This is a genomic window from Alloalcanivorax marinus (genome assembly GCF_016906305.1).
Taxonomy (GTDB): domain Bacteria; phylum Pseudomonadota; class Gammaproteobacteria; order Pseudomonadales; family Alcanivoracaceae; genus Alloalcanivorax; species Alloalcanivorax marinus.
In genome coordinates this window covers 23,987-37,050 of the sequence record NZ_JADDOL010000014.1, presented here as the reverse complement: position 1 = coordinate 37,050, position 13,064 = coordinate 23,987, and the positions used below count along the sequence as shown (strand labels likewise).

Genomic DNA, 13,064 nt, shown 5'->3' with positions numbered 1-13,064 from the left:
TTTGGGACTTTAAGCCTGCCGATACATCAGGGTTACATACTCCGACAAGATTCAACCCAGTTGAGTTGACTCATTTGGGTTAAAGCTTTTATGGTTTTCTCACCCAGGGCCCGAGTCCGGGAAAAAAAGACAATAACAAGGGTGTCAGCTATGCAAACGATGCATCGATGGATGGCGACCACGGCGCTGGCCGGGATGGTGGCCGGATCTATGGCCTTGTCCGGGTGTGGCGGTGGCTCCGGCGGTGCCGGCTCGCCGACCGCCGGGCCCGCCACCCCCAACGTGCCGGCGGACGATGCCGGAGGAGGGAGCGGTAAGCCCACGGCCACCGGCTTCTGCGCCGACGTGACGGTGGATTTCGCCGGCGCCCCGTCCGCCCGCGCCACCGACCTGCCCGGCAGCCTCAAGTTCCTGGTCAAGGACGGCGACTCCAGACTTTCCCTGTTCAGCCAGGTGGGCCTGGCGGCCCGCTCGCCGGGCATTCAGAGCAGCCCGGTGATCCCCCGGGGCCAGGGCTTCACCACCATCCATGGCAATCTGATCAACAGCGACCAGGTTGATCTGACCATCCCCGGCCACCTGGCGCTGCAATGGACCGTGGAACCCAACCTCTATCAACCGGAAGGGGTCACCGCCGGTGACGTGGGGTATTACGGGACCCACGTGTTTCCGGTCACCGGCACCGATATCGATTTCTCGATGATCGCCCTGGATAAGACCTCCGGCGCGCGGCGCTGGGTGGTCCGGCCCGGACAGATCGGGCAGGGCGGCACGCCGCTGGTGCTCAACGACCCGGCCACCGGCGGCAAGCAGGTGTTCTCCGGCGGGCTGCGCGCGGTGTTCGCGCTGGGCGAGGACGGCCAGGTGGCCTGGTGCACCAACACCGGACTGGGCATCAACACGGAAGCGACCTCGGACTTCGACACGCACATCAAGAAAAGGCTGTGGGGCATCAACTATCACCGGCCCACCGACAGCGTGATCGCCGTTTACGGCGACGGCACGGTGCTGGCGTTCGCCCGGGAGACCGGCGCGCTCCGGGCCCGCACCCGTATCGATGGCGATCCCTCGGTGGACAACAGTGGCCTCAACCTGCCCGAGCCGATCCTGGCCGGCGCGGAGACAGCGATGCGCAAGCAGTTCATTCCGGAGGGCGCGCAACTGCCCGAGGACGCGCGCGTCTTCGACACCATCATCTCGGTGGCCCTGGGCGGCGACATGGTGGTCAGCAACTATTACGCCACCGACCCGGACTCCGACCGCATCTGGATCGCCGCCACGCTGCCCGACCGGGCCGATGGCGAAGAGGATGGCGTGGCCCGGTTCGGCGCCCTCCATGCCCTGACGCTCACCGGCGCCGGCGACGATTACCGCTTCGCCAACGACTGCTCGATTCCGTTCGAAGGCGGCTCCGCCTCCACCCCGGCCCTGTTGCCCGGAGGGGAGCGCATCTACACCTCCGACAACGAAGGTCATGCGCTGGCCTTCAACCAACGCTGTGAGCTGATCTGGTCGGTGGACGTGGGTGACCAGATTCTCGGCTCCCTGGCGGTGTCCCCCTACGACCATCAGGTGTACGCGGCCACCGGTTCCGGGGTGTTCCAGATCATCGACCGAGGCACCACCGGGGAACTGGGCTGGTCCGCCCGGCTGGACGACATCTTTCAGGGCGGGCCGCTGCTGCTGCCGGTGCTGGAGACCGTGACCGGGGCGCTGAACAGCCTGGGGCTGTCGGTGCCCGCGCAATTGCAGGCCTCCAACATCGAAATCGCCGCGATCTCCGAAAACGCGCTGGTGCTGATGGCCGGCCTGGGCGTGCAGATGGACCCGGAGCGCAGCGAGGTGTTCGCGCCGCTGGTGATGTCGCTCACCGCCGTGGACCGCCTGAACGGAGAGATTCTCCATTCCACGCCGGCCCGGGAAGAATCCATCGCCGTGATCGGCGTGGACGACGACGGCGCCGTCACCATCGGCAACTCGCCGCTGCGACGTGCCGGCCTGGTGGGCGCCACGGAGGTCCTTGGCGATGGCCTGCTCGGCAAGGCGCTGGCCGGCCTGATTCCGCCGCTCACCGGCGGCGTGTCCAAGTACGCCCCAGCGGGCCACCACGATCTGGCCGCCCGGGACGCGGTCTGCTACGCCGCCCGCAAGGTGCTGGCCTGGGAGGTCAACCGGGACAAGGTGGACTATGCCTGGTCCCAGGCGCCGGAATCCACCGCCTACGCGGCGTTGTCCGGCCAGGGCCGGGCGATGCTGGGCCGGGCCCTGGCGGAAGGGGCCCTGACCAGCGAGGACTACTCGGCGCTGATGTTCGCCGTGGCCGACGCCGATGAGCGCCTGCGCGCGGCGGACTACCGGGGTGCCCACGCCCGCTTGAGCGACGCCTGCCAGCGGCTGCAATGAGCGGGCCGGGCAGGGCGGCGATCTGTCGAGGCCCGGGGCCTTGCTCTATACTGGCCGACTTTGCCCCGAGCCCGGATCACGCCATGGCCCCCTCAACGTCCAAAAAGGGCGGTGACGAAGTCGCCGCCAAACTGGTCAAAACCGGCATCGCCCTGTTCGGCAAAAAGGGCACCGGCACCTCTTTGCGTGAGGTCCAGCGCAAGGCCGGTGTCCTGAACGAGGCGGCCATCCGCTATTACTTCGGCAAACGCGATGCCTTTCTGGAAGCCTGCGTACGCGATATCGCCGAGCGCTTCGAGACCGTGACCGGCGACGTCTGGGGGCAATACCACCAGCACAAGGCTCAGCGACCAGTGACCGTGGATGACGTGGCCACGGTGCTGGTGAAGTCCCTGTACCTGTTCCTGCTGCAGGACCGGGGCAGCGTCTGGCTGATGGCGAGAATGATCCGGGAAGAGGGCGATCTGGGTCAGGACCTGCTGATCCGCTACTTCGGCTTTTTTATCTGGGAGCTGGAAAAGGAGATCAGAGCCCTGTTGCCGGACAAGGCACCGGCGATGGTGCGGATGCACCTGTTTCTGGCCATCAACAGCACCCTCAACGGCATGGTCGATCAGGATCTTCTCTGGCGCCTGCCGGACCTGGAGGGAAACGAAAGCCGCTTTCGGCTGGACTTCGACACCTTCGCCAAAGGCTTTATTTCCTACATCTCCGCGGGCATCCAGACCCGGGATTGAACCTGCCGCCGGCACCCCGGGCGCGCTGGCCTATCGCCGGCCACGGCATTCGATGCAAGCTGCCGCCGTTGACACTTTCCCGGGAGCAGCGCGATGGCGTCCGTGACACCGATCCAATTTCAATCCGCGGGGGTGTTCTGCAGGGGCGATCTCTACCTGCCGGACGCCACCGGCCCCGTACCGATCCTGGTCATGGCCCACGGCCTGGGCGGTACCCGCGACATGCGGCTGCCCGCGTTCGCCGAGCGCTTCCAGGCCGAGGGCTACGCCTGCCTGCTGTTCGACTATCGCCATTTTGGCGACAGCGACGGCGAGCCCCGCCAACTGCTGGACATTAAAAAGCAGCTGCAGGACTGGAAAGCGGCGGTGGCCCACGCCCGAACCCTGGAGCAGGCCGACCCGGAGCGGGTGATCCTGTGGGGCACGTCGTTCTCCGGCGGCCACGTACTGGCCAACGCCGCCGCCGACCCGGGGCTGGCGGCGGTGATCGCTCAATGCCCGTTCACCGACGGCCTGGCCTCGACCCTGGCCACCGAACCCCTGGTGTCGGCTAAGCTCACGGCCCGGGCCCTGCGTGACCGCCTCGGCGCTTTGATCGGCGCCGAGCCGGTGATGGTGGCGGTGGCGGGGCGGCCCGGCGAAACCGCCCTGATGACCGCCCCGGACGCCTGGGACGGCTACCTGAATCTGGCGCCGGCCGGCGCCCAGGTCCGTAACGAGGTCCCGGCACGCTTCGCCCTGGACATCATCCGCTATTACCCGGGCCGCAAGGCCGCCGCCATCCAGGCGCCGGTGCTGTACTGCGTGTGCGACAACGACACCGTGGCACCGGCCCGGCAAACCCTGCGTCATGCCAGCCGGACGCCCCGGCACGAAATCCGGCGTTACCAGGCGGGGCATTTCGAGATTTATCTGGGCAAGCCGTTCGAACAGGTGGTGGCGGACCAGATCCGCTTTCTGGAAAAGCACTGTCCGCCAGGGAGTCCCTGAAGACAGGGTCGCTGAAGTCGGGGTGGTGATCCTCGGCCCGGGCAGATCCGGGCCCCGTCTATCCTATTTAACATAATATACATTATGCGTAATTATCTGGAAGTTTCAGAAGTAGAAGAAGCCTCCAACTCCTCCCAGCTAGAGACTGGCTTACCGGTAATTCCGGCATCAGCCAAGCTAATCTGTTTAGGCTGACCAGAACGAGCTTCCTCCATTTTCTGACTCAAAAAGGACTCCATGTCATCAGGAAGATCGATCAGATGCTGCTGGAAGAAAAAAAGCAGGTTGGGAACTTCAAGATGATTAGAATCGACACCGCTGTGCTGAGCTTCCTGGTAGATATGAGCGAACTCCTCGAAAGCATCAGCGACCATGTGCAAACGATCCAGAGGGTTATCCATTGCGCTTCTCCTTAATGGGCTGAGCGTCGCCGGCGGCAACGAACTTGTGAAAGCCGTATTGATGGTTCACGTAGAGCGTGGCCTCGATAGTGGCCGTCTGCCCTTTAAGCGCCTCCCAAGTGCTTAGGGCACCTTTCTTGAGCTGATTGGCACTTAGGTGTATCTCGTAGTTGTAACGTCGATTATCAGGCTCAAGAACCAAGATGGCCTGGTTAACCTGTTCACCTGTCTTGCGACTGGTATAGCCGCTGGAAAGTACCTTCCGAACTTCTCCAGTAAGCGTAAGCATGTCAGTTCCCGTATAGATAAAGCAGGATCAGACTAGTGATCAGAACCTGCCAAGGCTGGATATCCATCAGGCTATAGGGGCAGCCGACCGATGGACTAAACGCTGCTGGAAAGCCCACTCAGGGATGCCGGCGGGAGTGGCTTCAAGGACTCGGATCAGCGGCACCACGTTAGAGCGATCGACGACGTCACGGGAAATCGCGATGTCGATGCCGTAGGGAAGCAACTCATTGCGATGCCGGTAATACGTGGCCTTCGGCAATGTGTGGCGGAGGTCTTCTCCGGAACGCCACAAGATATAGGTGGAGCGCAGCTTCTGGGGAAGCGCCAACTGTTCCTCTGATGATAAAGCGACCTGTTCATTCATCTCCAGCTTCCTCACATATTCGGAAAATAGCTCTCTGGCTCTGTCTGCAGTCATGTCTCTGGCTATCGTAATGTCGTGTTTTGTAAGCTGTTTTTTCTTAATCCTAAGCTCGAGTCGCAACTTATTATCTGCCCAAGCGGGTATCGGCGTGGATAGAAGATCGTCGGGGAGCTGATGCTTGGATGCCTCGATCTCCTCCCCTTTGCTGTAGACCTTGAGCGCCCAGCGCTGAGAGGTCTTACCCCAGTAAAGCGTTCCCCCCTTCATCTGCGGCCGGCCGTGGCGAGTGCGGGACTTGAACTCGGCAGCGCGAATCCAGGCGAGAACGTCCTGACGGGTCGGCAACTCGTAGGACTGGTTGATATCCACCATGGATAGTGGATAGTCGCCGCGCTTGACCGCCCTCACCTCCTGGAGACTCGGAGACAGGCCGAGAGCCCGACAAAGCACAAGGAAGGTGTCGTACATCAGGGTGACCAGGTCATCACTGCCGAAGACGTTATGACCCTGAAGAAACTTGGACGGGTTGCCGCTGAAGAGAAGCCCGGTGGCGTGCCCTGCCCCATCACCATCGACGCTTCGCACCTGAATGCTGGACTCATGCGACCCCTGGACTTGCACTCGGCAGCGGGTGGCCCACTCGACTTCCCCATCTGCTGCCAGCTTGCAGACCAATCCGGACTCCAAAGGCTGATGCACAAAGGGAAGCTCGCAGGTCACCCAATCGATCACCAGCGTCCCCCGCGAGTCTCAAAATGAGACAAAAGGCGGGTATTACTGGACTTTCCGCCTTCCCCAATCGTCATGCCCCTGACCCCTGTCAATCACTCTACAGAGGGAATTTAATTGCCCCTGTAGAACCAAGTCAATCCTAAAGCACGAAAAGGAGGGGTATATTTACCTCCAAAGGAGGAATCCAACTCATGAAAATGCCTCTCGGGGATAACTTAAAGCGCCTGAGGAAGCTCGCAGGGCTAACCCAGGGCCAGCTTGCTGACCTGGCGGGCCTTAAGCTCGGCCACATCTCAAAGCTGGAAAGGAACGAGGCGGATGCGAAGGTATCCACCATCTATAAGCTCATAGCGGCGCTGGACTGTTCGGCCAACGACTTGCTGGAAATGCCAACACAAGGGGGGTTATCCAGGATGCTTGAGCGAAGCCTCAGACTTGCTGAAACGCTCCCCGCGGCGGACAAAGCTGCACTGCTTAACCTGATCGAGAAGTACTACTTAGCTACTTCAATCACAGAGACGGTGAGATCTACAGGTGGGATCCCCGAGGAAGTGGCTCTTGGAATTAGCTATGGACTGGGGACAGAAGAACAAGACCAGCAAGAAATCGCCCTAATGATCCATGAGGAAGAAGAGGAACAGTATTACAGCCAAGCAGCCGAACGTGGCTAGCGCGGGGAAGGGGGATGGGGGTGGTGCGCGCGCTGCGCGCATCCATCCCCATTCCCCCTCCCCTTGCTGGACACTGTCAGCCGATGATTAGAAATCATCAACTAACAGCGTCTCTATGAATAGCTCCAGATAGCTATCCGGCTTGACTACAGTCAAGCCCGCATAATGTTGCCTATGTTCAATCCTGCGCCGGGAAAGAGATTATCCCGACGCAGGATGCCGGGCCGGCGACCGGCCAAAAATTATACCGATCACCGGCCCTATAAACATAAGCAGGAATTACACGTACTCAACGAGGATCCCCGGGCGGGGTCCGCTCCAGGAATCGCAGGCCCACGCCCGGGTCGGTAATGATGTATCGCGGCGCGGTGGCGTCGTCCTTGAGCTTCTGGCGCAGCTTCGCCACCAGGATCCGCAGATAATGAGCGTCCTGCACATGGGTCGGCCCCCAGATCTCGCGCAGTAGCTGCGACTGGGTGATCAGCCGGCCCGGTTGCCGGGACAGCGTGGCCAGCAAGGCGAACTCCTTGCGCGTCAGCGTCACCGGTTCACCGTGCAGCCGCACGTCCCGGCGCGCCAGATCGATGCGCAGTTCGCCATCGTCGTACGCCGGGCCCGCATCCTGGCCGCGATGGGCGTTGCGCAGAAACGCCCGGATGCGCGCCATCAGTTCCTCGATGCCGAACGGCTTGGTCACGTAATCGTTGGCGCCGGCGTCCAGCAGCGCCACTTTTTCCGCCTCGTCGGCGCGCACCGTGAGCACGATCACCGGCACCGGCGACCATTGGCGCAGCTCGATCAGCACCTCGCGGCCGTCCATGTCCGGCAGGCCCAGATCCAGGATCACCAGATCGGCGCCCTTGCTGGCCAGCACGGCCAGCCCCTGGCCGCCGGTGTCCGCCAGCTCGGTGCGGTAGCCCTGGGCGCGCAGGCTGATGTCGACGAACTTGCGAATTTGCGGTTCATCGTCGATCACCAGCACCCGGGGGGCCGGGCCGGACTCGGGGGGTGCCGGTTCGGCGCGCCGCGGTTCAGTGTTCGGGGTCACTGCCCTGCTCCTCTTCGTCGGGTTGGTCCCAGGGTAAGGTGATGCGCACGGTGGTGCCGTGGCCGTCGGGGCCGGGCAGCGCTTCCACCTTGCCCATGTGGGCGCCGACGATGCCCTGCACGATGGTCAGCCCCAGGCCGGTGCCCTGCTGGCCCCGGTCGCCGCGTTCCACGCTGTAGAACATGTCGAAGATGCGGCGGCGCTGGTCCTCGGGGATGCCCGGGCCCCGGTCGGTGACGTCCAGGCGCAGCTGGCCATGGAGGCGCCGCGCGCTGACCCGGATGGGCTGGTCCGCCGGCGAGAATTTGGCGGCGTTTTCCATCACGTTGAAGATCGCCTGCTCGATCAGCGCCGGATGCACGTACAGCGGCGGCAGGTCGGCGCTCACCCGGGTCTCGATGCGTACCCGGGGCTGGTAGCGCTGCAGCCGGCGGGCGGCGGAGCCGACCAGTTCGTCCACGCCGATCCAGTCCCGGGTCAGGGACAGGCCCTGCTGGCCCAGGCGGGTCATGTCCAGCAGGTTCTGAATATAGCGATCCAGCCGTTCGCCCTCCAGGCGGATGGTCTGCAGCAGGCTGCGGCGATCGTCCTCGTCCATGCGGTCGCCGTAGCGGTCCAGGCTGTCGGCGGCGCCGATCATGGACGACAGCGGCGAGCGCAGGTCATGGGAGACCGACGACAGCAGCGCCGAGCGCAGGCGCTCGGTCTCCCCCGCCACCTTGGCCTGCTCCAGCTCGGAGACCAGCCGCACCCGCAGCACCGCCTGGCCGATGTCGTCGGCCATGCGCTCCGCCAGCCGGCGCTGCTCGAAGGACAGGCGCTGGATCGACGGGGCGAACCGCAGCCCCTGCACGCCCAGGGTGTCCTGGTCGGAGCGGATCGGCAGGAACCACCAATCGGACTGGCTCAGGGTGTCGGTGTAGCGGCCGCTGGGCTGACCGTGCTGCCGGGTCCAATCCGCCGCCGCCCGGTCCTTTTCGTTAAGCTCGGCCCCGGCGGGGCCCTCGCCGGTGTCGATACGGACCCAGGCGTCGGCGCCCAGGGTGTCCTTGAGCACCGAGGCGCCGGCCTCGATCACCTGGCCCAGGTCGGCGGCGGCGGCCAGCCGCCGGCCCAGCTTCTGCATGGCGGTGGCGTGGGCATTGGCGGTGCGCAGGGCGACCACCTGCTGACGCAGCGTGGACGCCAGCCGTCCGGCGATCAGCGCCGCCACCAGGAACAGCAGCACCGTGGCCACGCCCCGGTAGGCGCTGATATAGAAGGTATAGAGCGGCTGGATAAAGAAGAAATTATAGGCCAGAAAGCACAGCACGGCGGTGGCCACCGCCGTGGTCATGCGGGAGCGGGCAGCGGTCATCAGCACCGCCACCAGAAACACCATGGACACGTCCTGCAGGCCGACGATGCGCTCCGCCACCATCGCCGCGCCCACGGCGCCGGCGGAGGCGGCCAGCGCCAGCAGCGCGTCGCCGCCGCCCAGGGGTCCGCTGGCCAGGCCCCCTGCCCGCTCCCGACGCCGCGCCGGCGGCGTATTGACGATGGTCAGCTCGTAGCGGGCGCCCCGCCGCAGCAGTCGCTGGCTGATGGTGCGGTTGAAGACGCGGGCGATGGGCCGTTCCCGGGTGCGCCCCACCACGATGGCGCGGGCGCCCCGTGCCGCCGCCGCGTCCAGCAGGGCCCGCGCCACGTCGGTGTCGTGCAGAACGGCGGTGGCGCCGCCCAGGGTGCGCGCCAGCGCGAACGCCCGGTCCAGCTCGATCTGCCGCCGCTGCTCGGCACCCGCCCGGGTGAGTCGGCGGGTCCCGGCGCCCTGCTCCGCCGCCTGCGGGTCGGCGGCGCGGGCGGAACGGCCGGTGTCGACGGTGACCACCGACCAGGGCGCGCCGCGCCGTTCGGCGATGCGGGCGCCGGCGCGCACCAGATATTCCGATTGGCCCTGACCGTCGATGGCGATCAGTATATGGCGCGCCACCGGCGTGCCGGCCAGCCCCCGGGCCGCCCGGGCTTCGCGCAGATCCATGTCCACGTGCTCGGACACGGTCTGCATGGCCAGCTCCCGCAGGGCGGTGAGGTTGGCCGGCGAGAAAAACGACTGCAGCGCCTGCGCGGCCTGCTCCGGCAGATACACCTTGCCCTGGTTGAGCCGTTCGATCAGTTCCCGGGCCGGCAGGTCCACCAGGCGGATATCGCGCAGGCGTTCGAACAGGGAGTCCGGCACCGTTTCCGTGACCCGCACGCCGGTGATCTGATGCACCACATCGTTGAGGCTTTCCAGGTGCTGGATATTGAGGGTGGTGTAAACGTCGATGCCGGCGTCCAGCAGCTCTTCCACGTCCTGCCAGCGGCGTTCGTGGCGGCTGCCGGGCACGTTGCGGTGGGCCAGTTCGTCCACCAGCGCCACCGCCGGCTTGCGGGCCAGCAGCGCGTCCAGATCCAGTTCCTCAAGCCGGTGGCCCTGGTAGTCGACGCTCCGGCGCGGCACCGACGGCAGGCCGTCCATCAGCGCCCGGGTTTCCGGGCGACCGTGGGTTTCGACCAGCCCGATCACCACGTCCACGCCCTGGGCGCGCAGTTCCCGGGCCCGCGCCAGCATGGCGTAGGTCTTGCCGACGCCGGGGGCGGCGCCGAGAAAGACCGTCAGCCGGCCGGCGGCCCGCCGCTGGATTTCGCCGAGCAAGGCGTCCGCCTGTCGGGTGTGTTCCGCCGTCATCGTGTTGTCCTCGTACCGGTGGCGGCAGCCTTATTCTGGCGTTCGCGGCGGCGCCAGGGCGTCCAGCGCCAGGTTCAGGGTCAGTACATTGACGCCGGGCGCGCCGAGCCATCCGAACTGCCGGCCCTGAGTATGCGCCCGTACCAGCTCGCTCACCACAGCGGGCGTCAGGCCCCGGCCACGGGCCACCCGCGCCACCTGGATGGCCGCGCTGTCCGGGCTGATGTGCGGATCGAAGCCGCCACCGGATTGCGTCACCAGATCACCGGGTACCTGGTCCAGGGGAACGCCCTCCCGGTCGGCCACTGCCTGACGGGCGCTTTCGATACGCTCGCGCAACGCCGGATTGGTACGTGCCGCGTTGCTGCCACCGGCGGCCATGGGCTGGTGGTCCACGGCGGACGGACGGGGCCGGAAGTAGCCCTCGCCGGCGAACGGCTGCGCCACCAGTGTCGAGCCCAGTATCCGCTCCCCGTCGCCGATCAGACTGCCGTTGGCCTGGTCGTTGAACAGCACCTGCCCTACCCCCACGCCAATCAGCGGGTAAACCAGGCCGAACAGCACCACCGCCACCACCGCCAGGCCCAGCGATGCCCGGAGCACATCCTGGTCCGACACCGGTCCGGTGTCGGGGGTGGAAGGAGAAGAAATAACGTTCACCATGGTGATGTCCTCGCTCAGAAGAAGATCGCGCCCAGCGCGACGTCGATGAGTTTGATCGCCACGAACGGCAGCAGCACACCGCCGACGCCGTAGATCAGCATGTTGTTACGCAGCAGCTCGGTGGCGCTGGCGGGTTTGAAGCGCACGCCGCGCAAGGCCAGAGGGATGAGCAGCGGGATGATGACGGCGTTGAAAATCAGCGCCGAGAGCACCGCGCTGGTGGGACTGCCCAGGGCCATCACATTCAATACCGCCATTTGCGGAATGGCGGCGGCGAACAGGGCGGGCAGGATGGCGAAGTACTTGGACACGTCATTGGCCAGCGAAAAGGTGGTCAACGCGCCGCGCGTGATCAACTGCTGCTTGCCGATTTCCACCACGGCCAGCAGCTTGGTGGGGTCGGAATCCAGGTCGACCATATTGCCGGCTTCCTTGGCGGCCTGGGTGCCCGAGTTCATGGCCAGGCCAATATCGGCCTGCGCCAGCGCCGGCGCATCATTGGTGCCGTCGCCCACCATCGCCACCAGATGGCCCTTGGCCTGCTCTTCACGAATGCGTGCCAGCTTGTCCTCCGGGCGCGCCTCGGCGAGATAGTCGTCGACCCCGGCCTGGGCGGCGATGCTGGCGGCGGTGAGCGTGTTATCGCCGGTGATCATGACGGTTCTGACGCCCATCTCGCGCAGCCTGGCGAAACGCTCCTTGATGCCATGCTTGATCACATCGGACAGCTCCACCACGCCGAGCACGCTGGCGCCTTCGCTCACCACCAGCGGCGTGGCGCCTTTGCGCGCCACCTCGGAAACCAGCGCGTCCAGCCCGTCCGGCTGCCGGCCGCCCAGGCCGCGCACATGCTCCACGATGGCGTCCATGGCGCCTTTGCGGATCATCCGGCCCTCGGAGAGATTCACACCGGACATGCGGCTTTGCGCGGAAAACGGCAAGAACTCCGCGCCTGCCGGTTGCTCCATGTCGCCGCCTTCGCGTCTGGCCAGCACCACAATCGACTTGCCCTCCGGCGTCGGGTCGGCCAGGGACGCCAGCAGCGCCGCTTCCACCAGCCGCTCCTTGTCACATCCTTCAAGCGCGTGGAAACCCGTGGCCTGGCGGTCGCCGTGGGTGATGGTGCCGGTCTTGTCGAGAAGCAGCACATCCACGTCGCCGGCCACTTCCACCGCTTTGCCCGACTTGGCCAGCACATTTGCCCTCAAGGCGCGGTTCATGCCGGCGATGCCGATGGCCGGCAGCAGACCGCCGATGGTGGTGGGGATCAAACAGACCAGCAGCGCGATCAGCAGAATCAGGTTGATTTGCACGCCCACGAAACCGGCGATAAAGGGCAAGGTGAACACCACGATGGCGAAGGTCAGCGTCATTACCGTGAGCAGAATGCCCAGCGCCACTTCGTTGGGGGTTTTCTGGCGGTTGGAGCCTTCCACCAGCGCGATCATGCGATCCAGGAAACTGTTGCCCGGCTCCGCCGTGACGCGCACCACGATGCGGTCGGACAGCACCTTGGTGCCGCCGATCACCCCGGAGCGATCGGTGCCCGCCTCGCGCAGCACAGGCGCGGATTCGCCGGTCACCGCCGCTTCGTTCACCGACGCCAGGCCCTCCTCGATCTCGCCGTCGGCGGGAATCAGCTGACCCGCTTCCACCGCCACCCGGTCCCCGGCGCGCAGTTCCGAGGCGGACACTTCAAGGAGCGCGCCGTCGTCCGATAACCGGTGCGCGATCAGATCCCGGCGTGCGCGGCGCAGCGACGCGGCCTGGCCCCGTCCCCGGGACTCGGCCACCGCTTCGGCGAAATTGCTGAACAGCACCGTCACCAACAGAATCAGGGTGACGCTCCAGCCAAAACCGGCGGAGGCCTGGCCGGCCAGCGCCAACAGAGCGGTCAGCACCGTGCCCAGCCACACCACCGCCATCACCGGGTTGCGAATGATCCGATGGGGCGCGAGCTTGATCAGAGCACTGACCAGCGCGGCCCGATATTCGTGCTCCGCCGGGACGGCATCCCGTCGGGCGGCGCCATTTGGGTTCGAACGATTCATGAT

At 65.4% G+C, this 13,064-nt stretch carries 11 protein-coding genes; 4 read left to right on the top strand and 7 right to left on the bottom strand.

The features are described 5' to 3' along the window. The first annotated feature begins 150 nt into the window (after window positions 1–150). From IM760_RS12520 to IM760_RS12510, 3 genes are all read left to right on the top strand, one after another. Window positions 151–2,403 carry a hypothetical protein gene (locus tag IM760_RS12520; protein ID WP_204429760.1) on the top strand — a complete coding sequence of 751 codons (2,253 nt, stop codon included), beginning with the start codon at window positions 151–153 and terminating at the stop codon, window positions 2,401–2,403. A gap of 83 nt (window positions 2,404–2,486) precedes the next feature. Continuing rightward, window positions 2,487–3,140: a TetR/AcrR family transcriptional regulator gene (locus tag IM760_RS12515; protein ID WP_204429758.1), complete on the top strand. Its 654-nt coding sequence runs from the start codon at window positions 2,487–2,489 to the stop codon at window positions 3,138–3,140. A gap of 93 nt (window positions 3,141–3,233) precedes the next feature. Further along, entirely contained in the window at window positions 3,234–4,130 is an 897-nt protein-coding gene (locus IM760_RS12510; RefSeq protein WP_204429757.1) for an alpha/beta hydrolase, read from the top strand. A gap of 92 nt (window positions 4,131–4,222) precedes the next feature. Here the strand turns inward: IM760_RS12510 and IM760_RS12505 are convergent, their stop codons facing one another. The 3 genes from IM760_RS12505 to IM760_RS12495 all read right to left on the bottom strand — a co-directional run bounded on the left by IM760_RS12505 (window position 4,223) and on the right by IM760_RS12495 (window position 5,918). Then, window positions 4,223–4,531: a hypothetical protein gene (locus tag IM760_RS12505; protein WP_204429756.1), complete on the bottom strand. Its 309-nt coding sequence runs from the start codon at window positions 4,529–4,531 to the stop codon at window positions 4,223–4,225. After that, window positions 4,524–4,820 (bottom strand): hypothetical protein, encoded by a 297-nt coding sequence (locus IM760_RS12500; protein ID WP_204429755.1) that lies wholly within the window; start codon window positions 4,818–4,820, stop codon window positions 4,524–4,526. Before IM760_RS12500 ends, IM760_RS12505 begins: the two co-directional genes overlap by 8 nt. A gap of 66 nt (window positions 4,821–4,886) precedes the next feature. Then, window positions 4,887–5,918 carry a phage/plasmid replication protein, II/X family gene (locus IM760_RS12495; RefSeq protein ID WP_204429754.1) on the bottom strand — a complete coding sequence of 344 codons (1,032 nt, stop codon included), beginning with the start codon at window positions 5,916–5,918 and terminating at the stop codon, window positions 4,887–4,889. A gap of 191 nt (window positions 5,919–6,109) precedes the next feature. Here IM760_RS12495 and IM760_RS12490 point away from each other — a divergent pair, with 191 nt between their 5' ends. Beyond that, on the top strand, window positions 6,110–6,589 hold the full coding sequence (locus tag IM760_RS12490) for a helix-turn-helix domain-containing protein (RefSeq protein WP_204429753.1): 480 nt from the start codon (window positions 6,110–6,112) through the stop codon (window positions 6,587–6,589). Window positions 6,590–6,878: 289 nt separating this feature from the next. Here the strand turns inward: IM760_RS12490 and IM760_RS12485 are convergent, their stop codons facing one another. Genes IM760_RS12485 through kdpB form a run of 4 tightly spaced genes read right to left on the bottom strand, consistent with a single transcriptional unit; the run spans window position 6,879 to window position 13,061 of the window. Next, entirely contained in the window at window positions 6,879–7,637 is a 759-nt protein-coding gene (locus tag IM760_RS12485) for a response regulator (RefSeq protein WP_204429752.1), read from the bottom strand. Beyond that, window positions 7,621–10,347 carry a sensor histidine kinase gene (locus IM760_RS12480; RefSeq protein WP_204429750.1) on the bottom strand — a complete coding sequence of 909 codons (2,727 nt, stop codon included), beginning with the start codon at window positions 10,345–10,347 and terminating at the stop codon, window positions 7,621–7,623. The genes IM760_RS12485 and IM760_RS12480 overlap by 17 nt, the downstream gene beginning before the upstream one ends. Window positions 10,348–10,377: 30 nt before the next feature. Beyond that, window positions 10,378–11,010: a potassium-transporting ATPase subunit KdpC gene (gene kdpC / locus IM760_RS12475; protein WP_204429748.1), complete on the bottom strand. Its 633-nt coding sequence runs from the start codon at window positions 11,008–11,010 to the stop codon at window positions 10,378–10,380. Between the two features lie 14 nt (window positions 11,011–11,024). Then, the gene (gene kdpB, locus IM760_RS12470; protein WP_204429746.1) at window positions 11,025–13,061 is read right to left on the bottom strand and encodes a potassium-transporting ATPase subunit KdpB; all 2,037 of its coding nucleotides are present in this window, start codon (window positions 13,059–13,061) and stop codon (window positions 11,025–11,027) included. Between the last annotated feature and the right edge of the window lie 3 nt (window positions 13,062–13,064).